This window comes from Halorubrum sp. FL23 (assembly GCF_052439115.2).
Classification (GTDB): domain Archaea; phylum Halobacteriota; class Halobacteria; order Halobacteriales; family Haloferacaceae; genus Halorubrum; species Halorubrum persicum.
In genome coordinates this window covers 145923-168823 of record NZ_JBQVRO020000009.1, presented here as the reverse complement: position 1 = coordinate 168823, position 22901 = coordinate 145923, and the positions used below count along the sequence as shown (strand labels likewise).

Annotated in this window: 23 protein-coding genes and 1 pseudogene; 13 read left to right on the top strand and 11 right to left on the bottom strand. The window is 66.2% G+C overall.

The features are described from left to right. Positions 1-327: 327 nt before the first annotated feature. Positions 328-657, bottom strand: coding sequence for a non-histone chromosomal MC1 family protein (locus ACT4MF_RS12610; protein ID WP_444682860.1), 330 nt, complete (start codon positions 655-657; stop codon positions 328-330). A gap of 291 nt (positions 658-948) precedes the next feature. Between ACT4MF_RS12610 and ACT4MF_RS12605 the strand changes: the two genes are divergently transcribed. Both ACT4MF_RS12605 and ACT4MF_RS12600 read left to right on the top strand, forming a co-directional pair. Beyond that, positions 949-1152, top strand: coding sequence for an AbrB/MazE/SpoVT family DNA-binding domain-containing protein (locus ACT4MF_RS12605; RefSeq protein ID WP_050024870.1), 204 nt, complete (start codon positions 949-951; stop codon positions 1150-1152). Between the two features lie 122 nt (positions 1153-1274). Continuing rightward, positions 1275-2330: a quinone-dependent dihydroorotate dehydrogenase gene (locus ACT4MF_RS12600; RefSeq protein WP_444682864.1), complete on the top strand. Its 1056-nt coding sequence runs from the start codon at positions 1275-1277 to the stop codon at positions 2328-2330. A gap of 24 nt (positions 2331-2354) precedes the next feature. Here ACT4MF_RS12600 and ACT4MF_RS12595 read toward each other — a convergent pair whose 3' ends face one another. Together ACT4MF_RS12595 and ACT4MF_RS12590 are read right to left on the bottom strand one after the other, a co-directional pair. Beyond that, positions 2355-5003, bottom strand: coding sequence for a valine--tRNA ligase (locus ACT4MF_RS12595; RefSeq protein WP_444682859.1), 2649 nt, complete (start codon positions 5001-5003; stop codon positions 2355-2357). A gap of 175 nt (positions 5004-5178) precedes the next feature. Next, the gene (locus tag ACT4MF_RS12590) at positions 5179-5433 is read right to left on the bottom strand and encodes a DUF7967 family protein (RefSeq protein ID WP_099255217.1); all 255 of its coding nucleotides are present in this window, start codon (positions 5431-5433) and stop codon (positions 5179-5181) included. A gap of 108 nt (positions 5434-5541) precedes the next feature. On the opposite strand from ACT4MF_RS12590, the gene ACT4MF_RS12585 reads away from it, so the two are divergent. Beyond that, positions 5542-5784, top strand: coding sequence for a ferredoxin (locus ACT4MF_RS12585; protein ID WP_099255218.1), 243 nt, complete (start codon positions 5542-5544; stop codon positions 5782-5784). A 2-nt stretch (positions 5785-5786) separates the two neighbouring features. On the opposite strand, the gene hemB is transcribed toward ACT4MF_RS12585, so the two are convergent. The 3 genes from hemB to ACT4MF_RS12570 all read right to left on the bottom strand — a co-directional run bounded on the left by hemB (position 5787) and on the right by ACT4MF_RS12570 (position 7909). After that, positions 5787-6767, bottom strand: a complete 981-nt coding sequence (hemB, locus tag ACT4MF_RS12580; RefSeq protein WP_444682858.1) for a porphobilinogen synthase — start codon at positions 6765-6767, stop codon at positions 5787-5789. A gap of 92 nt (positions 6768-6859) precedes the next feature. Continuing rightward, positions 6860-7024 carry a DUF6757 family protein gene (locus ACT4MF_RS12575; RefSeq protein WP_444682857.1) on the bottom strand — a complete coding sequence of 55 codons (165 nt, stop codon included), beginning with the start codon at positions 7022-7024 and terminating at the stop codon, positions 6860-6862. 75 nt (positions 7025-7099) lie between these two features. Beyond that, a complete protein-coding gene (locus ACT4MF_RS12570) occupies positions 7100-7909 on the bottom strand; it encodes a PHP domain-containing protein (RefSeq protein ID WP_099255220.1) in 810 nt (269 codons plus the stop codon). 153 nt (positions 7910-8062) lie between these two features. On the opposite strand from ACT4MF_RS12570, the gene ACT4MF_RS12565 reads away from it, so the two are divergent. Further along, positions 8063-8347 (top strand): DUF5789 family protein, encoded by a 285-nt coding sequence (locus tag ACT4MF_RS12565; protein ID WP_099255221.1) that lies wholly within the window; start codon positions 8063-8065, stop codon positions 8345-8347. A gap of 113 nt (positions 8348-8460) precedes the next feature. On the opposite strand, the gene ACT4MF_RS12560 is transcribed toward ACT4MF_RS12565, so the two are convergent. After that, entirely contained in the window at positions 8461-9507 is a 1047-nt protein-coding gene (locus tag ACT4MF_RS12560) for a DUF5784 family protein (protein ID WP_444682856.1), read from the bottom strand. 246 nt (positions 9508-9753) lie between these two features. On the opposite strand from ACT4MF_RS12560, the gene ACT4MF_RS12555 reads away from it, so the two are divergent. After that, the gene (locus ACT4MF_RS12555; protein WP_180271767.1) at positions 9754-9921 is read left to right on the top strand and encodes a DUF5786 family protein; all 168 of its coding nucleotides are present in this window, start codon (positions 9754-9756) and stop codon (positions 9919-9921) included. Between the two features lie 82 nt (positions 9922-10003). Here the strand turns inward: ACT4MF_RS12555 and ACT4MF_RS12550 are convergent, their stop codons facing one another. Both ACT4MF_RS12550 and ACT4MF_RS12545 read right to left on the bottom strand, forming a co-directional pair. After that, complete coding sequence (locus tag ACT4MF_RS12550) at positions 10004-10672, bottom strand: DUF7530 family protein (RefSeq protein WP_099255223.1); 669 nt, start codon at positions 10670-10672, stop codon at positions 10004-10006. Next, a complete protein-coding gene (locus ACT4MF_RS12545; RefSeq protein ID WP_444682855.1) occupies positions 10669-11619 on the bottom strand; it encodes an NAD(P)H-binding protein in 951 nt (316 codons plus the stop codon). The genes ACT4MF_RS12550 and ACT4MF_RS12545 overlap by 4 nt, the downstream gene beginning before the upstream one ends. A 146-nt stretch (positions 11620-11765) precedes the next feature. Here ACT4MF_RS12545 and ACT4MF_RS12540 point away from each other — a divergent pair, with 146 nt between their 5' ends. The 4 genes and pseudogenes from ACT4MF_RS12540 (at position 11766) to ACT4MF_RS12525 (ending at position 14587) form a co-directional block, all read left to right on the top strand. Beyond that, positions 11766-12686: an MBL fold metallo-hydrolase gene (locus ACT4MF_RS12540; protein ID WP_444682854.1), complete on the top strand. Its 921-nt coding sequence runs from the start codon at positions 11766-11768 to the stop codon at positions 12684-12686. Positions 12687-12751: 65 nt separating this feature from the next. Beyond that, a complete protein-coding gene (pspAB, locus tag ACT4MF_RS12535) occupies positions 12752-13357 on the top strand; it encodes a PspA-associated protein PspAB (RefSeq protein WP_099255226.1) in 606 nt (201 codons plus the stop codon). Positions 13358-13361: 4 nt separating this feature from the next. Continuing rightward, positions 13362-13847, top strand: a pseudogene (locus ACT4MF_RS12530) (hypothetical protein); the annotation flags it as partial. 107 nt (positions 13848-13954) lie between these two features. Further along, positions 13955-14587 (top strand): IMPACT family protein, encoded by a 633-nt coding sequence (locus ACT4MF_RS12525; RefSeq protein ID WP_444682853.1) that lies wholly within the window; start codon positions 13955-13957, stop codon positions 14585-14587. Positions 14588-14686: 99 nt separating this feature from the next. Here the strand turns inward: ACT4MF_RS12525 and ACT4MF_RS12520 are convergent, their stop codons facing one another. Beyond that, entirely contained in the window at positions 14687-16432 is a 1746-nt protein-coding gene (locus tag ACT4MF_RS12520; protein WP_444682852.1) for a DNA-directed DNA polymerase II small subunit, read from the bottom strand. Positions 16433-16554: 122 nt separating this feature from the next. On the opposite strand from ACT4MF_RS12520, the gene ACT4MF_RS12515 reads away from it, so the two are divergent. Further along, the gene (locus ACT4MF_RS12515; RefSeq protein ID WP_444682851.1) at positions 16555-17655 is read left to right on the top strand and encodes a S24/S26 family peptidase; all 1101 of its coding nucleotides are present in this window, start codon (positions 16555-16557) and stop codon (positions 17653-17655) included. A gap of 63 nt (positions 17656-17718) precedes the next feature. On the opposite strand, the gene ACT4MF_RS12510 is transcribed toward ACT4MF_RS12515, so the two are convergent. Next, complete coding sequence (locus ACT4MF_RS12510) at positions 17719-19425, bottom strand: Cdc6/Cdc18 family protein (RefSeq protein ID WP_444682850.1); 1707 nt, start codon at positions 19423-19425, stop codon at positions 17719-17721. A gap of 1475 nt (positions 19426-20900) precedes the next feature. On the opposite strand from ACT4MF_RS12510, the gene dipA reads away from it, so the two are divergent. From dipA to dipC, 3 genes are read left to right on the top strand one after another with little or no spacing between them, the layout of a single operon-like run. Next, positions 20901-21542 (top strand): divisome-positioning GTPase DipA, encoded by a 642-nt coding sequence (dipA, locus tag ACT4MF_RS12505; protein WP_099255718.1) that lies wholly within the window; start codon positions 20901-20903, stop codon positions 21540-21542. After that, positions 21542-21955 carry a divisome-positioning protein B gene (dipB, locus tag ACT4MF_RS12500; protein WP_099255719.1) on the top strand — a complete coding sequence of 138 codons (414 nt, stop codon included), beginning with the start codon at positions 21542-21544 and terminating at the stop codon, positions 21953-21955. Before dipA ends, dipB begins: the two co-directional genes overlap by 1 nt. Then, positions 21956-22627: a divisome-positioning protein C gene (dipC, locus tag ACT4MF_RS12495; RefSeq protein WP_444682849.1), complete on the top strand. Its 672-nt coding sequence runs from the start codon at positions 21956-21958 to the stop codon at positions 22625-22627. Positions 22628-22901: the final 274 nt, after the last annotated feature.

Genomic DNA, 22901 nt, shown 5'->3' with positions numbered 1-22901 from the left:
GACCTGGATGACACCGAACTACCACGGCTCACATCAGATTTCCTCTTACGCCGGAGCGCAGGGGGCGAAATCCTCATCCTTGCGGACCTGATTGTTTTCTTCGAGGGGTCATAAACCCATCGAAGCTCTTCAGGTCCAGCGAAACCGAGCCGAGTTGAACGGCCCGAGTTCGCAGGTGCGTTCTTCGCATTAGTCACGATGGCCGGGTTGTATTTAACCCCGTCGAACTACCGGCGCTACGTCATGCGGTTTCATGACGGGGAAGTGTGAACAAGCGGATAGCTATGCGCGGACGGATGCGTCGAAAAAACGGTCTGAACTCGAAGGCTACTCGTCGTCGATGTACTCGATCCCTTGTTTCGAGACGTTCGCCTTCGTGATGTCGTTGAGGTCGTTAAGCCAGAAGTCGTCGTCGGCCTCATCGACCTCGGGAGCGCTGTCCTTCCAGGCCCACCCCTCGTACTCGTGAACTTTCTGTGTCCCCTTCTCCCGAAGGCGGAGCGTGATTCGTTCCGCTTCGTCTTCCGAAGGGGCGGGCTCGAGCGTCCGAGCTGCCTTGAGCGCGGCCTGACGAGGCATGTTGCCGGAGAACTCGCTCGGTTCCGATCCGTCTTCCTCCCGAAGGGCGAAGTTTCGCTTACCGTCTTCACGTACCATGGTTTATCCTCCATGGGAACCCAGCACACAGTCTGTAATAAATATATCGGGGAAATGAAAGCTAACATCCAAAATATTTAAATACTAACTCTACACGGGCTAGCGGTTTCGATCGATTTTCGAGCCGATCCGAACGCCGGTCGATCACCGGAGCGACAGAGCGCTCGAACCGAGATGCCGATCGGCTCTCGCTCCGCGACGGATAGCACCGCGAAAAGCGCGTCACCCGCCCTATTCGGGTAAACAACACTTATGTGTCTGGTATGGCGAAGTTCGACCAGTACAACCGCGATGGTCCGTAAAAAGAAGCTCAGCCCAAGTGGCGCCAAGGACGACGACGGGGAGTACCACAACGTCCACGTGAATCTCCACGAGGACGAGCTCGCCGTCGCCGGGATGGAGATCGGCGACGAGGTGTTCGTGCGGGTCCGAGACGGGAAGATCATCATCCAGAAAGCCGACTCCAGCCCGGAAGACCTCGAACACGACTTCTGAGGCGACGGGCGTTCCGTCGAATTCGTTCTGTGGACCGAAACGCCGAACAGCGGAAGTGCCGGCAACCCTCACTTGCGACGCCGGTCGGCGGATTGATGCACGTCCGTGACGAGGCCGAAACGATGGGCGCGTACGATCTGGTGAAACCGGCGCTGTTCGGGCTCCCGCCTGAGACCGCACACGGGTTGACACACCAGCTGTTACGGGTGGTACAGGGGACGCCGGTGACGGACCGCCTCCGCGATCGGTTCGTCGTGGACGACTCCCGTCTGGGCGTCGACGCGTTCGGAAACTCGTTTCCGAATCCCGTCGGCGTCGCGGCAGGCTTCGACAAGAACGCGGAGGTTCCACGCATCCTCGCGGCGTTGGGGTTCGGCCACGTGGAGGTCGGCGGCGTCACGGCCGAGCGACAGCCGGGGAATCCGCGACCGCGGCTGTTCCGGCTGCGCGAAGACGAGGCGCTGATAAATCGGATGGGGTTCAACAACGAGGGCGCCGACATCGTCGGGGAGCGGCTCGACAGAGAGCCGCTTCCGGAGGTCCCGGTCGGGATCAACATCGGGAAGTCGAAGTCGACGCCCCTCGGCGAGGCCCCTGACGATTACGTGTACACGTACGAGCGCGTCGCCGACGCGGGAGACTACTTCGTCGTCAACGTCTCCAGCCCGAACACGCCCGGGCTCCGCGAGCTGCAGAACCGCGCGGCGTTAGAGGAGATCCTCGGCGCTCTCGCGGATGCGGGCGCCGATCCGCTCCTCGTGAAGCTCTCCCCGGACCTCCCGGAGCCGGCGGTTGAAGACGCGCTTGGCGTCGTCGACGACCTCGGTCTCGACGGTGTCATCGCGACCAACACGACGACCTCGCGGCCGAACTCGCTGAAGAGCCCCCAGCAAGCCGAGCGCGGCGGGCTCTCCGGGAAGCCGATAGAGTCGATCGCCACGGAGCGGATCCGATTCGTCGCCGAGCGCACCGACGTGCCGGTGATCGGCGTCGGAGGGGTGTCGGACGCGAGGGGTGCCTACGAGAAGATACGGGCGGGCGCGTCCGTCGTACAGCTGTACACAGCGCTCGTGTACGAGGGACCGAGCCTCGCACGCGAGATCAACGAGGGGATCCTCGACCTCCTCGATCGCGACGGCTTCGATTCGGTCGAGGCCGCCGTCGGCGTAGACCTGTAACAGAGGTGCGCCGAGAGCGGCGCGCTACGCTTCGTGACGGACGATGACGACCACGTCGTCGGCCTCCAACAGCTCGCCGTCGCCCTGATACTGCCGCTCCTCCTCGACTGCGAACTCATCGCCGACGAGCGTGACGCCCGCGACGTGGAGCTCGTCGCCGTCGATCTCGTACTCCTCCTGCGCGAGCGCCGCCTCGATGTCGCCGACCTGGTCGCCGTACTTCGGCCCGACGGTCGCGTAGTCGAGGTCGATCCCGGTGACCACCGTCTCGACCGGAGCGTCCTCGTCGGGGTGGACGGTGAGGTCCGCGACGTGCATCACGCCGGTGACGTCGTCCTCGAACCCGCGAACGTCGGCGTACACCTCGACCGCGTCGAGTTCGGCGTTCAGCGGGAGCTGGTTCTCGCTCTTGTACTTCCGGAGCGTCCCGACCACCGCCGTCGCCGCCGCGCCCGCGTCTCGGTCGGCGTCGATGCCGAGCGGTTCGGGCCAATCGACGAGGTGGACGGAGTCGCCGGCGCCGTCGGCGGCGTCCGCCGCCTGCGTCGCGGCGTCGGCGTACATGTCGTGCCACAGCTCCTCGGTGACGTGCGCGAGCAGCGGGGCGAACAGCTTCAGGAACCGCCGGTGGGCGGTCCGAAGCGTGTACGCCGCGGCGTCGTCCTCGCGCTGTTTGGCGATCTCGAGGTAGTCGTCACAGAAGGTGTTCCAGAAGAACCCTCGAAGCTCGTCGCGGGCCTTCGAGAAGGCGCGATCCTCGAACAGCTCGGTGAGGCGTTCGACCTCACTGTCGAGCTCGGCGAGCAGCCAGCGGTCGAGCTCTCGGAGGTCTTCGTCGGCCGGCTCATCCGGGTACGGCTCCGGCGCCAGCGACTCGACGAGCTTGGAGGCGTTCCACAGCTTGCGGATCAGCTTCTCGCCCGCGCGAAGGTCCTTCTCCTTGAACGGGAAGTCGTCGCCGACGGCGGTGCCGGCGGCCCAGTAGCGCGTGGCGTCGACCGGGAACTCCTCGAGCACGGTCTGGGGCTCGACGACGTTGCCGACGGACTTCGACATCTTCTGTCGGTTCTCGTCGAGGACGTGCCCGTTGATCATCGTCTCCTCGAACGGAACCTCGTCGGTGTGCTCGTAACACTTGACGAGGGTGTGGAACAGCCAGAAGCTGATGATGTCGTGGCCCTGCGGACGGAGATTGAACTGGTACAGCTCCGGGTGCTCCATCGTGAACTCCCCGGCCTCCTCGTCCCAATCCCAACCGGCGTTGATCAGCGGTGTCAGGCTGGAAGTGGCCCACGTGTCGAGCACGTCGTCTTCCGGCTCGAACGCGTCGTGACCGCACGCGGGGCAGGCGTCGACCGGCGGATCGTCGGAGAGCGGATCGACCGGGAGGTCGGCCTTGTCGGCGACGACGACCTCGTCGCAGTCCTCGCAGTACCACACGGGGAACGGGATGCCGGAGGAGCGCTGCCGGGAGATGAGCCAGTCCCACTGAAGCCCTTCGACCCAGTGTTCGTACCGGCTGAACATCTTCTCCGGCGACCACTCCATCTCGCGACCGATCTGGAGGTACTCGTCGGTCTTGTCGAGCATCTCGATGTACCACTGCTCGGTGACGAGGAACTCGACGCTCGTCCCGCAGCGCTCGTGGACGTTGACGGTGTGAGTGATGTCGCGCCGGTCGAGCAGCGCGCCCGCTTCGTCGAGGTCCTCGACGATGGCCTCGCCGGCCTCCGAGGAGTGCAGTCCCTCGTACGCCTCGGCGACCTCGGTCATGTGACCGGACTCGTCGATGGCGACCCGGAGGTCGAGGTCGTGGACCTGATACCACTCGATGTCGTTCTGGTCGCCGAACGTACAGCACATCACGATGCCGGAGCCCGTCTCCATGTCGACGCGCTCGTCGGCGATGATCGGGACCTCGTGGCCGAACAGGGGGACCTCGGCGGACTCGCCGACGAGGTGCTGATTCCCGTCGTCCTCGGGGTGGACGAAGACGGCGACGCAGGCGGGGAGGAGTTCGGGGCGAGTCGTCGAGATGACGAACTCGTCGTCGCCTCCGGCGACGGGGAAGGCGATGTCGTTGAAGTGGCTGGCCTGCTCGTCGTCCTCGGTCTCGACCTGCGAGATGGCGGTCTCGCACTCGGGACACCAGATCGCGGGCGCCTTCTCGCGGTACTCGCGGCCCTGGTCGTACAGGTCGACGAACGAGAGCTGGGAGACGCGCTGGACGCGCGGCTCGATCGTCTGATAGGTGTGGTCCCAGTCGACGGAGACGCCGAGCGACTGGACGTTCTCGGTGAACTGCTCCTCGTACTGCGCGCAGACCTCTCGGCACTTCGCCTGGAACTCCCGGCGTTCGAAGTCCTGGTGGCGGATGTCGAGCTCGTCCTCGGTGAGCCGCTCGGAGGCGATCCCGTTGTCGTCGTAGCCGAACGGGAAGAACGTCGCCCCGCCGTTCATGCGCTCGAAGCGCGCGACGAAGTCCTGGAGGGTGAACCCGTACAGGTGACCCATGTGGAGGCTCCCCGATACCGTCGGCGGGGGCGTATCGATGGAGAAGACGGTGTTCGGATCGACCGGGTCGTCGTCGGGGTAGGCGTACGTCTCCTCGTCGACCCATCGCCGCTGCCACCGCGGCTCGACGGCGTCGGGGTCGTACTCACCACTGGGCATTTCACGCTCACGTTCCGCCGGTTCCCCCTTAACGGCCTCGGTTGTGTGGGGAGAGATCGCGCGGAAGCGCGGTCAGCCGGAGCCAAGGCGCGGGGAGAGGCACGTGAGCGCGGGGGACACGTGAGCGGAGAGGGGCACGCACACGCGAGCGCGGGAGAGCCCCGTGGGGGCGCGGTCAGACCGTGTCGTCGCGGTCGTGGTCGGCGGCCATCTTCGACGCTTCCGCGGCGAACCGCTCGACCTCGTCGTCGGGGCTCTCCCCGAGCGCGGAGTCGTCGACCTCGCGGCCGGCGGTGACCCCGTCGCCCGTGACGAGCCGCTGCTCGGCCAGCTCCTTCGTGTGCATCCGCTCGCCGTCTTCGGTGGCGTAGGTGAGCCGCACGAGCCCCTTCGAGTCGAACTGCCGATCGACGAGCCAGACCGTGGTCATACCCGGGCGTGGGTGCCTGTGACGCTTAAAAAGGACGGTCGCGGCGGAGAGCCCGATCGCGGCCGTCCCGTCGCCAGCGCTTTGTACCGCCTCGCCGAACCGGAAGGCATGCGCGTGAAGTTCGACCGCGACACCTGCGTGGGGATGTTCCAATGCGTCGCCGAGTGGGACGCCTTCGAGAAGGATCTGAACGACGGGAAAGCCGATCTGCGAGGAAGCGAGGAGGAGGCGGAAGACGTGTTCGTCGTCGACGTGCCCGACGACGAGGAGTTCGACGCGAAGTTCGCGGCGCGGGTCTGTCCGGTCGACGCCATCGAGGTGTACGACGACGACGGCGAGCAGGTGGTCTGAGGTTACAGTCGACCGGCGAGATCCTCGGCGAAGTACGTGACGATCAGGTCCGCGCCCGCGCGCTTGAGCGAGAGCAGCGACTCGTGAGCGGTCGCCTCCAGGTCGAGCCACCCCTTCTCCGCGGCCGCGTGTAACATCGCGTACTCGCCCGAGACGTTGTACGCGGCGATCGGGTGGTCGAACTCCCGCCGGAGGTCGCCGACGATGTCGAGGTAGGGGAGCCCGGGTTTCACCATCAACACGTCCGCCCCCTCTTCGGCGTCGATCCGAGCCTCGCGGAGCGCCTCGCGGCGGTTCGCGGGGTCCATCTGGTAGTGTCGACGGTCGCCGAACGCCGGCGCGCCGTCGGCCGCGTCGCGGAAGGGGCCGTAGAAGGCGGACTCGTACTTGACCGCGTAGCTCATCAGGGCCACGTCCTCGTGGCCCGCGTCGTCGAGCGCCTCGCGGATCGCCCGGACCTGGCCGTCCGTCATCGCCGAGGGCGCGACCATGTCCGCGCCCGCGTCCGCCTGCGAGACGGCGGTTTCGGCGAGCAGGTCCAGCGTCTCGTCGTTCTTCACGGTGAGCGTCGGGTCCGTCTCCGCCGACTCCTCGATCACGCCGCAGTGCCCGTGGTCGGTGTACTCACAGAGGCAGACGTCGCCGATCGCGTACGCATCGGTCTCGGCGGTGATGCGGCGGAGCGCGCGCTGGACGACCCCGTCCTCGGCGTACGCGCGGGTTCCGTTGGGATCCTTCGACTCGGGGATGCCGAAGACGATGACCGCCTCGACTCCGGTGTCGCGGATCTCCTCGACGCGGGCGACCGCCTCGTCGACGGGGACGCGCTCGTGGCCCGGCATCGTCTCGATCGGGACGCGCTCGTCGGTGGTCGCGTCGACGAAGACGGGCGCGACGAGGTCCGACGCCGACAGCGAGGTCTCGCTGACGAGCGGGCGGACGCCGTCGGTGCGGAGCCGCCGCGGCCGGTCCGTTGGGTGCATACGCGAGCCTTGGCTCCGAGATGCCTTTTATGATCCGTCCGCGGCGAGCCGGGTGATAAAGAGGGGGAGTCGACCGATGGCTCGGCCGGCGGCTACTCCGACGACTCGACGTCGATCCGGTCGCGGAGCGAGGCGAGCTCGTCGGACTCGGCGAGCTCCTCGACGCGCGCCTTGAAGTGCTCCTCGCAGAGCCCGACGACCACGCCGCTCTGCTCGGCCTCGTACGTGGCCTCCTGCTCGCAGTAGTGACACCGCATACGTCACACTCTGTCGGCGCCGGGCTTAACCCTGTTCGTCGATCGGGGAGGATCGGGACGCCGGCGGGCGCGCTCTCAGACGGGGCCGGAGACCGGCTCCGGGAGGCGCTCGCGGATCGGCGCGAACCGCTCCGCCGTCAGTCCCGCCTCGGCGAGGGTTCGCTGGTGCGCGTCGGTACCGCCCGTCAGAAGGAGGTCGCTCTCGGCGGCCACGCGCTCGACACGCGCGTCGTCGACCGCGCGCCCGTACGGGTAGAACCGCTCGACCGCGTCCAGATCGCGGGCCACGTCGAGGGCGGCGTCCACGTCGTCGTACCGGAACGGGTGAGCGAGTCCGACGACCGCGCAGGCGTCCCGGAGCAGTTCGGCGCCGCGCGCCAGTTCCGTCACCTCGCGCGCGACGTAGCAGGGACCGTCGTTCCCGATCAGTTCGTCGAAGGCCCCCGCGTAGTCGTACGGCGCCGCCGACTCGTCGATCGCGCGGGCGATGTGCGGGCGCCCGAGCCCGGGGCGGGGTTCCACGCCGAGGTCGACGCCGAGCCGGTCTTCCACGGCCTCGAGGATCGCGGCCCCCCGTCGCTCCCGATCGGCCTGAAGCCGCTCGATCTCGGCGTCGAGGGCGTCGGTGTGTTCGGCCGCATAGCCGAGCAGGTCGAGCCGATCGAAGCCGGCGTCGACGCGGAGTTCGATCCCGCGAACGACCCGGACCCCGTCGCGCTCGACGACCGGTGCGTCCAGCTCCGGGTGGAGGCGGTCGTGGTCGGTGATCGCGACCCAGTCGAGGCCGGCGTCGCGGGCGACGTCGACGAGCTCGTCGGCCGTCATGGTGCCGTCAGAGACCGTCGTGTGCGCGTGGAGGTCGGCGACGATCCGGTCCGTGTCCATGCCGGTCGTTCGGCGACCGCGCACTAAGCGTCGGTGGTCGAAGCCCGTGCGATCATGCGATCCATCGACAATATAAGGAAATATAATGTGATTCTCCGGACTAAGGTTGTGCATGGACAATCATTAAGAACCCTCGGCGATTCGCAGTAGTTGATGCGCTTGAACGGCGTCGACGACCGACTCGAACGGCACCAATATCCGACGACCTCGGAAGAACTGATCGCGGCCCACGGGAACGCGACCGTAGAGCTCGCGGACGGCTCCGAGCGTCTCGGAGACGTGCTGGAGCGGTTCGGCGAGCAGACGTTCGACAACGCGGACGACGTGTTCACCACGCTCCGCGCCGGCGTCTGCCACCGCGGGGTCGGTCGGCGGTTCTACTCGGACCGCGACCCGACGACCGACGCCGACGACGGACCGTCACCGGTCTCGTTCTGAACCGGCGGCGCGAACCGCTTTTCGATTTTCACGCAGCGTAACCTCAGAGCGACGCGTCCGCTGGGATCGGTCGCCCTGAAGGGCTGCAAAATCGGGGTCCTCGAACGACGGGGTCAGACCCAATCGATCGCGGCCGACAGATCGAGGGGCACCGATCCCTTCCGATATCCCTCGACGTGTCCGCTCGGGCGCGCACGCAGGACGACGGCCGGCCTGTGCCGGACTTCGGGCCGCGCCTCGCGCACGGCCGCCCAGTCGTCCGCGGGGAAGGAGGTGCAGTCCACGAAGAGGGTGACGCCGCCGCCGTGCGCCTCCAGCTGGCCGCTGGTCTTCGTCTCCGCCGTGTCGCGGACCGCCGCGACGGGGTCGCTCGCGGAGCGTCCGGAGACGGGTTGCGGGCGCGTCACTTCGACCAGCGAGGCGTCCCCGGTATCCGGATCGGTCGCGCGGTAATCGAGCGAGTGGCCGGTCGTCACCTCGATCTCGGGCGTCACCTCGTAGCCGGCCTCGGTCAGGATTCGGGCCGCGGTGAACTCCGAGATCGCGGCGCTCATCCGGACCAAGTCGAGCGACGCCGAGGTCCCGAGCTTTCCGGCCATCAGCTCGCGGTAGTCGTCGAGCGTCCCCGGACGGAGCGTCTCCTCGACGAACCCCGTCCCCTCCTCGCGGGTCGCGTCGGGGAACCCCGCCGCATGGTCCCGGAAGAACGCGCGGGTGGTCTCGGCGCCGTCCTTCGAGCAGAACACCGGGAGGAAGAACCACGAGACGTGCGGGTACGCCGCGAGCCACGGCTCGTCGTCGTGGAGCCCCGCGAGCAGTTCCCGCTGGGCCCACCTCGACACCGGGTACGGAACCTCGTCGAAGCCGTACTTGTCCGTCCGCCAGAGCTCGCTCGGCGTCTCCGTGTTGCCGATCCAGTACCCCACCGGGCCGCCGTCGGCGCCGTCCGGCGGGTCGTCGTCGCTGTCCGTCCAGCAGAACAGCGCAGACGAGCCGTCGTCCATGTCGAACCGTCGGGCCTCGTAGCCGGACGGCGGGACGAACCACGGATCGCTCGCGGTCGCCCCGAGGTTGTCGTCGAGGGGCCGTTCGAGCTGCGAGCGGACGCGGTCGGCGCTCCAGCGGCCGGGCGCGCGTCTGAATCGGAGCGGTTGTGCCACGGCGGTGCTACCGCACGGCGGGGTTAATTGGTTCCGGTGAGCGGAACCGGCTGTCGGGAGCCATCCGCTGGTCCACTCTGTCGATCCCGTCTGCTATCCTTCCGTCGCTCCCGGCTGCCCCCGCCTCTCTCGGTCCCAACCGCCGATCGGTCTGGCCCGCCGACCGCTCGACAGACGTTTCTCAGAACAGACATTTCACCGACACATATAATACTGACAGTTTCCAAGCGGGTATGTACCATGTCAATGGGTGCCTATGACGAGGCCGAACACGAGCGTCGCGAGAAGAAGACCAGCGAAGTCGACGCCGATTTCGACGCTGAGCGGCCGGAGTACTCCGGATCGCTCACGTACGACTCCGGCGATTCCACGGAGGCACTCCTCGACAAGTTCCAGGAGCTGCAAAGCGAGTGAACCGGGGCGGCGCTCTGCTTCTCCCTTCCGGTTGAACTCTTGATCGTTCGGATCTTCGTCGCTGAGCCGCGATAGCGTCGGGTCAGGACAGCGCGATCGCCGCGGAACAGACGATCGCGACCGCGAAGACGTGTCCGACGACGGCTCCGAGCAGGATCGGTTCCTCGAGCAGGAACGGAACGAGCGCCAGCTGGATCACGGAGAAGCCGATGTTCTCCGCGTCGAGCCGCCTGACCTGCGAGACCGCCGCGGGGGGGAGGTCGACGTGGACCGCGCGCCACAGCGCGATGACCGCGCTCCACCACGAGGTGCCGATCCGGTAGGTGAGGTCCCAGAGGACCAACAGCGTGAGGTAGACGACGGGAATCGGCGGATCCGCGCCGAACAGCCGGGATATCAGCGTGCCGTCCCACGCGATCACGTACGTGATCAGGGCGATGAACGCCAGCACGCCGAGGACGATCTCGATGCTCGATCCGAACAACAGCCGCTTGTGCGCCGCCGGCGTCGGAAGCCGGCGGTTGATCGCGCCGAGCCGGTGCATCTCGACGCTGCCGACGGCCGCCACCGCGACGGCGACCGTCCCGGCGAGGACCGCGTCCCACAGCCCGTAGTACCACCCGAACGCCACCACGCCGACCTCGAACAGGACGAACTGGATCGCGACCGCGAGCGTTCGAGAGATGCCGAGCCCGGGAATCCCCCCGACGAGGCTCTCGTACACCCACGTCTCGCCGTAGTTGCGGCTCACGACCCCGACCTCTCGGGGTGGGTCGCCTCCGCCCGAGCCTCCTCCGCCCGGTTCATCTCGTCGATCGCCCGCGCGGCCGCGACCTCGAACGGCGTCTGCTCGATCGGCACGAGGTCGCGGATCCGGTCGTCCTCGACGATCACGGTGTTGCGGAGGCCTTCGACGAGCGATCGGGCGAGGTAGGGGTTCACGTCGGTCACGAGCCGGAGCCACTTCGCCGACAGCTCCGGGCTCAACACCGGAACCCGAATGATCCGCAATTTGTGACCGAGCTGGCGGCGGGTCAGGCGGAGTATCTCCGCGTACGTCAACACGTTCGGGCCGCCGATCTCGAAGGTGTCGTCCGCGGTCGCCGGCTCCTCGAGCGCGCCGACGAGATAGCCGACCACGTCGTCGATCGCGATCGGCTGACAGAGGGTGTCGACCCACTTCGGGGTGGTCATCACCGGGAGCCGACTCGCGAGCCCGTGGATCACCTCGAAGCTCGCGCTGCCGGCGCCGACGATGATCGCCGCCCGGAGCGTCGTGAGCATCGGGTCGCCGGTCCCGAGGATGCGCTCGACCTCGCGTCGGGACTTGAGGTGTTCGGAGAGCTCCTCCCGGTCTTCGCCGAGCCCGCCGAGGTAGATGATCCGGTCGACGCCGGCGGCCGACGCCGCCTCGGTGAAGTTCTGGGCGCAGTTGCGGTCCCGCTCCTCGTAGCCCGGCCCGCCGTCCATCGAGTGGACGAGGTAGTAGGCGGCGTCGACGGGGTCACCGTCGATCTCGAACGCGGGCGGTAAGGAGCCGGGTTCGAGGAGGTCGCCTTCGACGACGTGAACCCCGGCGGGCGGGGCGTAGCCGTCGGCGTCGCGGACGAGCGCGACCACCTCGTGGCCCCCCTCGATCAGGGTCGGGATGAGCCGGCTGCCGACGAATCCGGTGGCGCCGGTGACGAGTACGCGCATACCGATCCGTCGGTCGGAGCGACCATAAGCGTCCGCCACGGTTCCGCGGCCGGTCGGGGTGAGCCGCCGGCGGTCGGGACCGGTCTCCAGAGCGCGCTTCGCCGCGACCGATCGTTAAAAGTCGTCGGGCGGCAGTCGTTATCGACATGCACGCAGGCGAGTTTGAGCCGGTTCGCGGGGTTCCGGACCTGTACGTCCACGACACCGGGATGTTCGACACCGACGAGTACGGGGCGGTGTACGTGTACGACACCGAGCGACCGATCGTGATCGACACCGGGACGGGGGCGAACCGCGAGCAGCTGTACGAGACGCTCGACGAGGTCGGGATCGGCCGCGAGGAGTTGGCGTGGATCCTCCCCACACACGCCCACCTCGACCACGCGGGCGGGGCGGGCCACCTCGCCCAGCGATACCCGAACGCGGAGGTCGTCGTCCCCGAGAAGGGAGTGCGACACCTCGTCGATCCGGACGCGCTCGTCGCCGGGACGAAGTCCGCGGTGCAAGGCCAGTGGGAGTACTACGACGAGCCCGAGCCGGTCCCCGAAGATCGGATCGCCGGACTCGCGGAGGGGGACCGGATCGACCTCGGCGACCGCGAGCTGGTGGTGTACGAGGCGCCGGGCCACGCCCCGCACCACGCGATCTACCACGAGCCCGACGCCGACGTGGTCTTCACGGCCGACGCGGCCGGGATTTACGTCCCCGCGGTCGACGGGATCGAGCCGACGACGCCCCCGCCGCAGTTCGACCTCGATCAGTGTCTCGCCGACGTCCGGACGATCGAGGAGCTCGACCCCGACTGCCTCTGTTTCGGGCACTTCGGTCCCCGGACGTACGAGCCGGAGCTGGCCGGCGAGATAAAGCGCGCGTACGTCGAGTGGGTGGAGGCGATCCGAGAGAAGCGAGAGGAGCTCGCGGACGACGACGCCGTCATCGAACACTTCGAGGCCGCGAGCCGACACGCGGAGTTCTGGAACCCCGAGCGCGCCCGCGCCAACGCGAGCCTGAACGTCCGGGGCGTTCTCGCGTACCTCGACTACGTCGCGGAGAACGAGGCGGAGTGATCCCCGCGGCTCACCGCCCCCGACGGAAACCTCCTAAACCCCGCGTCGCCTAGCCGTGCCCATAGATGGGTATCTTCGACACGATCCGCGCCGTGCTCGGGACGAGCGCCGAGACGGACGCGACCCGCGAGGCCGACCCCGAGGACCTCTTCGGGATGTCGACCGCGTACATGACGATGGAGGCCGACCTCGGCTACGACCACTGCGGGGAGGCCGCCCTGTGCTTCTCCGGCGTCGACAGCACCCGGTTCGACGACGCGGTCGAGACCGTCGAGGCCATCCTCGAGGCCGGTGAGATCGACACCGGCACCGGCTTCCACCGACACGAGGACGACCACGGCTACCAGTGGTTCGTGCTGGAGGACGACGACCCCGAAGACCTGGTGACGAGCATCCACTTCGCGGCCGACCAGTTCATCGAGGAGGGGTTCGGCTCTCGCCTGCTCGCGGCCGTCTTCGGCTTCGAGCGCGACGGCGTCGACGCCTACTGGATCTACTCGTTCCGGCGCGGCGCCTACTACCCCTTCTCGCCGAAGGGGACGAGCGACCGGAACCAACAGGTCGAGTTCAAGCTCCAGTCGGTCCTCGACGGAGAGCTCGGGCTCGAAGACGACGAGTCCTACTGGTACCCGCTGTGGCCCGACACGCCGGGGGACCACCCGTGGGAGTGACCCGATGAGCGCGACGGAGACCGACTCTGACCGGCGGTATACCGGGCGTGACGCGACGCGAAAGCGGCTCCTTCGAGCGGTGGCCGCACAGGCCGCTGCGCTGAGCGCCGCCGTCCACCTCCTGTGGGCGTGGCCGCGGCTCGCCGAGCCGGCGGACGCGCGCCCCTACGTGTTCCTGCTCGGCGGGGCGTTCACAGTCGCGATCGCGGCCGCGACGTTGCGGGCAGACGAGTACCGACGACTGTACGCGCTCGGCGCCGGTACCCTCGCCGCGTTCCTCGTCGGCTACGCGGGATGGCACGGTGGCGGGGCCGCGGCGGCGTTAGCGAGCGACCCGCTGGCGATCGTCGGCAAGGGGGCCGAGGTCGTCGGCGTCGCGGCGTTCCTCGGGCTGTACCGGCTCGCGCCGCCGACGAGCGTCGTGGTCGAACGACGGAAGGAGGCCGGGAGTGAGAGCGACACCGTCGGGGGGAGCGACACCGCCGGAGGGAGCGACACCGCCGGAGGGAGCGACACCGCCGGAGGGAGCGACACCGCCGGAGGGAGCGACACCGCCGGAGGAAACGAAACCGTCGGCGAGGACCGAGACGCGGACAGATGAGCGAGACGTACCTGACGGTGGCGGAGTCCGCGACGGCGACGTTCGAGGTGCAGGGATCGGAGTTCCTCGGACACGTCGCACCGGCCGATACGGTGGAGGCGGCCGAGGCGTTCGTCGAGCGCGTCCGGGCCGAGTACGACGACGCGACCCACAACGTGCCGGCGTACCGGGTGCCCGCGGGGAGCGCATCTGCTCGGACGCCCGACGGCGAGGTCATGCTCCGCGAGTACTCCTCGGACGACGGCGAGCCGACCGGATCGGCGGGGAAGCCGGCGCTCAACGTGCTCCAACAGCGCGCGATCCGGAACGTCGTCGCGGTGGTGACGCGGTACTACGGCGGGACGAACCTCGGCGTCGGCGGCCTCGCGCGCGCCTACTCGCGTGCGGTGAAGGACGGGGTCGACGAGGCCGGCGTGATCGAGGAGCGCCCGCACCGACGGCTGGTCGTGGAGACGGAGTACGACGACTCGGGAACCGTCCGCGGGGTGATCGAGTCGGCCGGGGTCGAGTTCGACGCCGACTACGACGAGCGCGTGCGGTTCGCGCTTCGAGTTCCCGTCGCCGAGGTGGAGTCGCTGGTGGAGCGACTCAACAGCGCGACCAGCGGACGGGTCGATATCGACCGGTAGCGCGGCGGGATCGGGCGGCGATGCGGCGGGATGGGCCGATCGCGCGTGTGGATCGGGCGGCGATGCCGCGGAGTCGAGCAGGTATCGGCGCCGCTGCGATCAGGCGAACTTCCTGACGGTCATCTCGAGGGTGTCCAGATCGAGGATGGGAGCGTAGCCGGCGTCGGGGTCGATGTTGACGGACTTCTGGAAATCGGTCTGGGCCTGCCAGCAGCCGGAGTTGACGGCGAGCACGTTGTGGTACTTCCCCCAGCCGAGCTTGTGGACGTGGCCGGTGTGGAACACGTCCGGTACGTCCTCGATGACGAGGTAGTCGCGCTCCTCCGGCGCGACGCGGGTGTGTCCCCCGAACTGCGGTGCGACGTGGCGTTTCTTCAGGAGCTGGTACATCGCCTTGTGCGGCTCGTCGTAGCTCGCCTTCTCCTCGGGGAGTTCCGCGATCACCTCGTCGAGCGAGACGCCGTGGTACATCAGCACGTCGACGCCCTCGACCGTGACGGTCGCCGGGTTCGAGACGATCTGGGCGTCGTGTACGTCCATGATGGAGCGGATCTCGTCGTTGAACCCGGGCTGGGGCTCCGCGAGCCGGACCGCGTCGTGGTTCCCCGGGATCATCACGATCTCGGTGTCCGCCGGCACCCCCTTGAGGTGTTCCGCGAACGCCTCGTACTGGTCGTAGATGTCGACGATCTCCAACTCCTCGTCCTGGTCGGGGTAGACGCCGACGCCCTCGACCATGTCGCCCGCGAGCAGCAGGTACTCGACGGGCTCGGCCTCGGGGGTGTGGAGCCAGTCGGTGAACCGACTCCACGCGTCGGCCATGAACTCGTCGCTGCCGACGTGGACGTCGGAGATCAGCGCGGCCTGCACGTGGCGGTCGGCGGCTCCGGTCCGGTGGGTGCGGGGAACGTCGGGGAAGTGCAGGGAGTCGGCGAACAGGATCCCGGAATCGTCGGCGAGCGTCCCCTCGACGGCGAGACACTCGTCCATCATGATCTCGTCGACGAGGTCGGCGAGCCCCTTGTCTTTCATGATCAGCGCGGGGAACGTTCCGGTCGTGTCCTCCAGCTCGAGGAGCCAGTGGCCGGATTTGGTGGACCGAACGTCGTTGACGAGCCCGATCATCGCGGCGTCGCTCCCGCCGGGCATCTCCGCGATCGCCTCGGCGGGGCGGTGGTTGACGCGACCCCGGAGAACCTTCGAGAGCCGCTCGTAGCGGTCGCGGAACGTGCGGACGAAGTCGGCGTACTCTCCGGTCCCGGTGCTCCGGCCGGTCATGTCGTTGCCGACTTCCAACTCCCGCAGATCGGGACCGTGATGGGGGGCATCGGCGGTGTCAGCAGTGTTGGAGCCCTCGGCGGTGTCAGCAGTGTTGGAGCCCTCGGCGGTGCCGGCGGTATCAGAGCCCTCAGCGGTGGCGTCCGCGTGGTGGCCGGATCCAGATCCGCGGTTCGAAGCGGAGTCAGAGCCGCGGTTCGATGAAGACCCCCCTATTTCTACTGGAGACTGGCCTTTCGGAGACTCAGGAGCCGATTTATCGGTGTTTCGGGTTGGAGACGATTCGTGGGTCGATCGGGAGCCGGAGTCGGGAGATTCGGCGCCGGAGGGTGACGGGTTGGAACCAGTCGGGGCCGGGTCAGTGTCGGAGACGGGACGGTCGGTGGTGACGGTGCGGACGTGGTCGGCGGTGATGCGGAGGGCGTCGTCCGGGGCGTGATCGACGACCGATTCGACGGCGGCGGCGGAGTCGGGCGCGCTCGCCAGGAGGGTTATCGCTTCCCGTTCGGCGTTGTATCCGTGTCTGGCAAGTTCCTTGGCGATCCGGGCGTTCGACTCCAGCGGCACGACATCCGAAACGAGAGCGCGGCTCAAAACGGTTCCGGAGCCCGTCGACTCGCCGGGATCGACCGCGGTCTCGTCGACCGACACCCGGAAGCTTATGACCGGAACCCGTCAAGCCGAACGTAATGGACGAAGGGGACCGGTCGGACGGAGACGGCGAACCCGACCGGGAGACCGGAGCGGCGGACAGAGATGTCGAGAGCGGCGAGTCCATCGATACCGACTCCGCCGACGACGACGAGATGGCCTCCGATGAGGATGTCGTGTCGGATGGCGAGAGCGAGCGAGCTGGAGGGGGCGGGACCGAACCAGATCGACCGGAAGCCGAACCAGATCAACCAGAAACCGAACCAGATCGACCGGAAGCCCAACCGGACCGGCCGGATACGGCATCGGATCGAGGCGTCGGCGCTTCCGACGAGAGCGTTCTGCATCGGTTCCGGCACGACAGGGAGGGGCCGCTGATGTGGATCCGGGAGATGCTCTCCAGCGTCGCCGTCGTGCTCCTGATCGGCCTGATCCTGTTCGGCGTCAGCGGGGTGTGGCCGCCGATGGTCGCGGTCGAGTCCGGAAGCATGGAGCCGAACATGGAGGTCGGCGACCTCGTCTTCGTGACGGAGCCGGGACGACTCGCGCCCGATGCCGCCGACAACGACGTCGGCGTCGTAACCCACGAAGTCGGCGAGACCGCCGACTACCGGACGTTCGGATCGTACGGCTCGGTGGTGATCTACCGGCCACCGGGGCGGACGGCCTCGCCGATCATTCACCGGGCGATGTTTCACGTGGAAGAGGGCGAAAACTGGTACGACCGCGCCGACGGGCGGTACCACAGCGCCGACGACTGCGGCGATCTCAACCACTGCCCCGCACCGCACAGCGGGTTCATCACGCTCGGCGACAACAACGGCCGGTACGATCAGGCGAGCGGTCTCGCCGCCCCGGTTAAACCCGACTGGGTGACCGGGGTCGCGCGGGTCCGCGTGCCGTACCTCGGCTACGTGCGGTTGATCGCGACCGGACAGGCGGAGCCGAGCGACGTGATCGCGACGAGTGTCACGGTCCGGACGGGACCGATCGCTCACAGCGGGGTCGGCGGTGGCGTGCCCGACCGAGACCGCGCCGTTTCTGCCTGGGACAGCACCGTCTCTGCCGGGGACAGCACCGTCTCTGACGTGACCCCCTCCGTTTCAGGTGGAGATGTGACCGCGGCCACGGCGGGTTAAGAGAGAAATCGGAGCGCCAAGCGGAGAAGTAGCGGGATCGAGTGGGTTGTCGACCCGTCCGACTCAGTTGTCGAACCGGGCCTGAACGAACGGCTGTGCGTTCTCGATGTCGCCGAGCCGGGAGTCCGACAGGAGGACGGCCTCGGTCTCCTCGACGGGAACTGACAGCCCCATCTCCTTCGTGCGCCCGTAGCGGCCCTTGGAGACGACGACGGCGTTGACGATCCCGAGCATGTCGAGCTCGCTGATGAGGTCGGTGACGCGGCGCTGGGTGAGCACGTCGGCGTCGATCTCCTCGCAGAGGCGCTTGTAGATGTTGAACACCTCGCCGGTGTTGATGTTGTGGACGCCGTTTTTCTCCAGCAGGATGACGGCGAAGAGGACGATCTTGCTCTGGGTCGGAAGGGTGCGGACGACCTCGACGACGCGGTCGAGCTCGATCTTGTCCTGGGCCTGCCGGACGTGTTTCTCGGCGACGATCTCGGCCTGCGAGCGCTCGGCGAGCTCCCCCGCGGTCCGGAGGAGGTCGAGCGCGCGCCGGGCGTCCCCGTGTTCCTGCGCGGCGAACGCCGCGCAGAGCGGGATCACGTCGTCGGTGAGCGCGTCCTGTTTGAACGCGATGTCGGCGCGGTGCTGGAGGATGTCCCGGAGCTGGTTCGCGTCGTACGGCGGGAAGACGATCTCCTCCTCGCCGAGGCTGGACTTGACGCGGGGGTCGAGGAAGTCGGTGAACTTCAGGTCGTTCGAGATCCCCATGATCGAGATGCGCGAGCGGTTCAGTTCGGAGTTCATCCGGGAGAGGTTATAGAGGGTGTCGTCCCCGCTCTTCTCGACGAGCTTGTCGATCTCGTCGAGCATGATCACGACCACGCGCTCGTGGTAGTCGACGGCCTCGAAGAAAGTCGAATAGACGCGGTCGGTGGGCCACCCCGTCATCGGGACCTCCTCCATCTCGTCGGCGTCGGCCTCGAGCTCCTCGATACGGGCGTCGAGCTCGTCGAGGCTCGCGAACTCGGTGTCTGCGAGGACGGTCGAATCGTCGACGGCAGTGGAGCGGAGCTCGCGACACCGGTCAAGCCGGTCGTCGATGACCGCTTGGTTCTCCTCGATGAAGGTGTTCGCGAGCTGTGCGAGGACGCGGTACTGCGTGTCAGTCACCTCGCAGTTGATGTACTCGACCTCGCAGGGGACGTCGTACTTCTGTGAGGTGGATTCGAGCTCCTGCGAGACGAACTTCGCGGAGGCCGTCTTTCCTGTACCCGTCTTACCGTAGATGAGGATGTTAGAGGGCGTTTCCCCGCGCAGCGCGGAGACGAGGATCGTGGCCATCCGGTTGATCTGATCGTTGCGGTGTGGGAGCTCGTGGGGGGTATAGGACGGGCGGAGGACTTCCTTGTTCTCGAATATCGGCTCTCCGGAGAGCAAGTCATCGAACAGACCCTGGTTTTCGTCATCGTCGTCAAGGACGACGCCGTCGAAGTCAACGTCGGTGGAGGAGCGGTCTCGTCCTCCGCTGCCAACGTCGATGTCGGTCGAAACGTCGTCGACGTCAGTTGAAACATCGTCGACGTCGGTCGAGACGCGATCGGGATCTGTCGAAGCGCCGGTCGCGGGATCCGGTTCAGCGGATTGTGGAGGCGAGTCGACCGACGGTGGAGCATCGAGATCGGCGCCAGTCGCGTCGGTATCGTCGGTTCCGGGCTGATCTCCGGAGATATCGCTGTCGTCCACTGATTCGTCGGCCTTGGATGTGTTCTCTCCTTCGTCCATGGAAACCCCCCTGTTTCAGGTGGAAATTGCCCGCGAAACAACGACAGATGTCGTATACCGGCCTGAAACGACGGTATTCGACCAGAGTTGCGGTCGGATACGTCCAGTTGATGCAGTCGAACCAGATGAAGAGGGGGGACAAAAGTGTTACTCTCTGCACCCGAAACGGACCGCTCAGCCCCAAATTTCGATCAGTTCTGGATTTACCGCGAGATCGACGATGCGATCGCGAGGACGCGAGCGAGCAATGAGATCAAGCTGCGAGATCGAGCTATGAGATCGGTGGGGTATCACCCACCCGTGGAGAGTGGGAGATGCCCAGAACGATGGACGGCCGGGACGGTGGACAGCAGCACGGTGGACGATCGGAGCTGTGGACGGCAGCACGGGAAAGATCGAAACCGAAGACGCCAGAAGGACCGGTGGTGAGTTCAGCTGGACAAGAAATAGGGGCCGGTCTCCGGAGAGAATCGTGTCAAGCGACGACCGAGACGCGCGCTTGCCGCTGTTTCGAAGTAGCTAGAACTGGCCTCAGTCGGTGGTGAACCGGGTGGGAAAGCCGTCCAGCCGATGTCGCGGGATCGATCAGAGTATCAGCTCACTCGTATATGCCTCATCGCTGGACCGATTATCTCCTTTTATTCTCTTGACCCCCCCACCCCTTCGTTTCGGGTGGAACACGAATTTGGTGGGGGAGGGGGGTGAGGGGGTTGTATATTGTACCGGTGGTTTTATTACAAAATCTGTTCAACAGTACCCTCGACAAACCGTTCTATTTTATTTTGTTGTTTAGTTAGTTGTGTTTAGATCTCTGAAGCGGTGAACGAAACCCGACACGCAATCGTCAACCCCCGATCCACTTCCACACCCCACACCGTCAACAGTCTCCACCCGAAACGAAGGGGTGGGGGAGGGGGAGAAAACGAAATGCGACATGAGAACTCGGTTCGCGACAATAGTTAGCTTGACCCATGCAAGAACCGAACTAAGATGCAGAAACCAGAGCTCCACAGATCCCGGTACAGATACCAGCAGGAATCCAGCAAGAATTCAGCAGGAATCCAGCAAGAATTCAGCAGGAATCCAGCAGGGATACAGCAGGGATACGGCAGAGATCTAGCAGAGATCTAACAGAAATATAGACGAAATCCATGCACAACCCTCAGACGCGATCCTTCAGCGCTTCTTCCGGGTCGCTTTCTACTGTGTATCTGTAACGAGGCCCTTGTCAGTGAGCCTCTCGCAGGCAAAAAGTTGATAATTCATATAAATAGTTTGCAACGAACAAAGCGATATCGGGGGTATCACCAACTGCACGACCCGAATATTGGCAAATCGGCTGTGTCTGACGCAGTTCTTAAGTGAGAGGGGCGTGGATTCTATCGTAATTCCCCGAACACACCCTAAATACGCGGCACCGGGCGTTACCACACCGCACAGAGTGTCTGGGAGAGAACACAGGACTGGAGGTCAGGATGGGACTGCTCACGAATCTTAAAGACAGCATATCACGGGTCACTGACGGGCTGTTTGCGGCCGATGAACCCAAGCGGATCGGGATCTACGGACCGCCGAACGCCGGAAAGACGACCCTCGCAAATCGGATCGCACGCGACTGGACGGGTGACGCCGTCGGGCCGGAGAGCCATATTCCACACGAAACCCGCCGGGCCCGCCGGAAAGAGAACGTGGAGATCGAGCGCAACGGGCGCAAGGTCACTATCGACATCGTCGACACGCCGGGCGTGACGACGAAGGTCGACTACAAGGAGTTCCTCGACCACGACATGGAGAAAGACGACGCCGTTCGCCGGTCGCGCGAGGCGACCGAGGGCGTCGCGGAGGCGATGCACTGGCTCCGCGAGGACGTCGACGGCGTCATCTACGTGCTCGACTCCACGACCGATCCGTTCACGCAGGTGAACACGATGCTCATCGGGATTATCGAGTCACAGGACCTTCCCGCGCTCATCCTCGCGAACAAGACGGATCTCCCGGGCTCGGACGTCCAGCAGATCGCGAACGCCTTCCCGCAACACGAGACGATCCCGCTGTCCGCGCTGGAGGGTGAGAACATGGACGAAGTGTACACGAAGATCGCGGAGTACTTCGGATAATGCCGGGCCCAACCCCAGACGTCGACGACGACGCCCCCGCGGACGACTCCGACGACGGGGTCCGGATCGACATGATCAGCGGGGCTCGGATGGACGGGCTCACCGGAATGGAGAAAATCCGGCTCATCCTCGATGGGGTCCGTGACGGGAACATCGTCATCCTCGAAGAGGGGCTCTCTCCGGACGAGGAGTCGAAGCTCATCGAGGTGACGATGACCGAGATCAGTCCCGACGACTTCACCGGCATCGAGATAGAGACGTACCCGAAGGCGGAGGCGGGCGATCAGAGCTTCCTCGACAAACTGATGGGCCGCAAGTCGGCACAGAAGCTCACCGTCATCGGACCGGCCAACCAGATCGAGACCCTCCACAAAGACGAGAACCTCATCAGCACGCTCGTCTCCCGCAAATAAATGCCACACCAGTGTACCACCTGCGGTCGGACGTTCCCCGATGGCTCCAAGGAGATGCTCTCCGGGTGCCCGGACTGCGGCGGGAACAAGTTCCAGTTCAAGCCGGCGAGCGAGACGGCCGACGAGCAGTCCTCGTCCGGCGATCAGCCATCGGGCGCCGACCGCCAGCCGTCCGCTCCGGACGCGTCGTCATCTTCCGCCGCCGACCAATCACCCACCCCGGACAGTCCGTCCTCCACCCCAGACAGCCAATCACCTCCCGCAGACAGCCACCCCGCCACTGACAGCCGATCCCCAGCCGCCGACGCGAACCAGTCGGACTCGGAGCACGTCCGCGAACGAACCCACGAAGACGTGGCGCAGGCGAGTGCGCGCTCGGATGTCGTCTCGCCCGATGAGCTCGATCGGGCGAGCCAGGATGTCGAATCCGATTCGCCCTCCGCCGGCCCCGATCCGGACGCGCCGACCGATTCGGAGGGCCCACGGCCCGACATCGACGACTTGCGCGACGAGCTCAACGAGCAGTTCGAGAGCATCCGGATCGTGAGCCCCGGGAAGTACGAGCTCAACCTGATGGAGCTGTACGACCGCCAAGAGTACATCATCTCGCTCCAGGAAGACGGTCGATACGTCATCGAGATGCCGGACGCGTGGGGCATCTCCGACGAGTAGCGCTCAGCTCTCCAGCGGCTCGTCCTCGCTCCCTCTCCCGTAACTCGTTCCACATCTGTTCCGCATTTGTTCCACGTTTGTTCCGCGTTCGTTCCACGTTTGTTCCCCATTCGTTCCGCGTTCGTTTCGCGTTCACTCCGAGCTTGTTAGCAACCCTGCCTGCCTTCTCTCGGTTCATCGATCAGTCGATCGAAATTTGCCGATCAACACCCCGATTCGCGATCGATCATCATCGTCTGGCGACCCTTGTCGAAGAAGACACAGTTATGCGGCT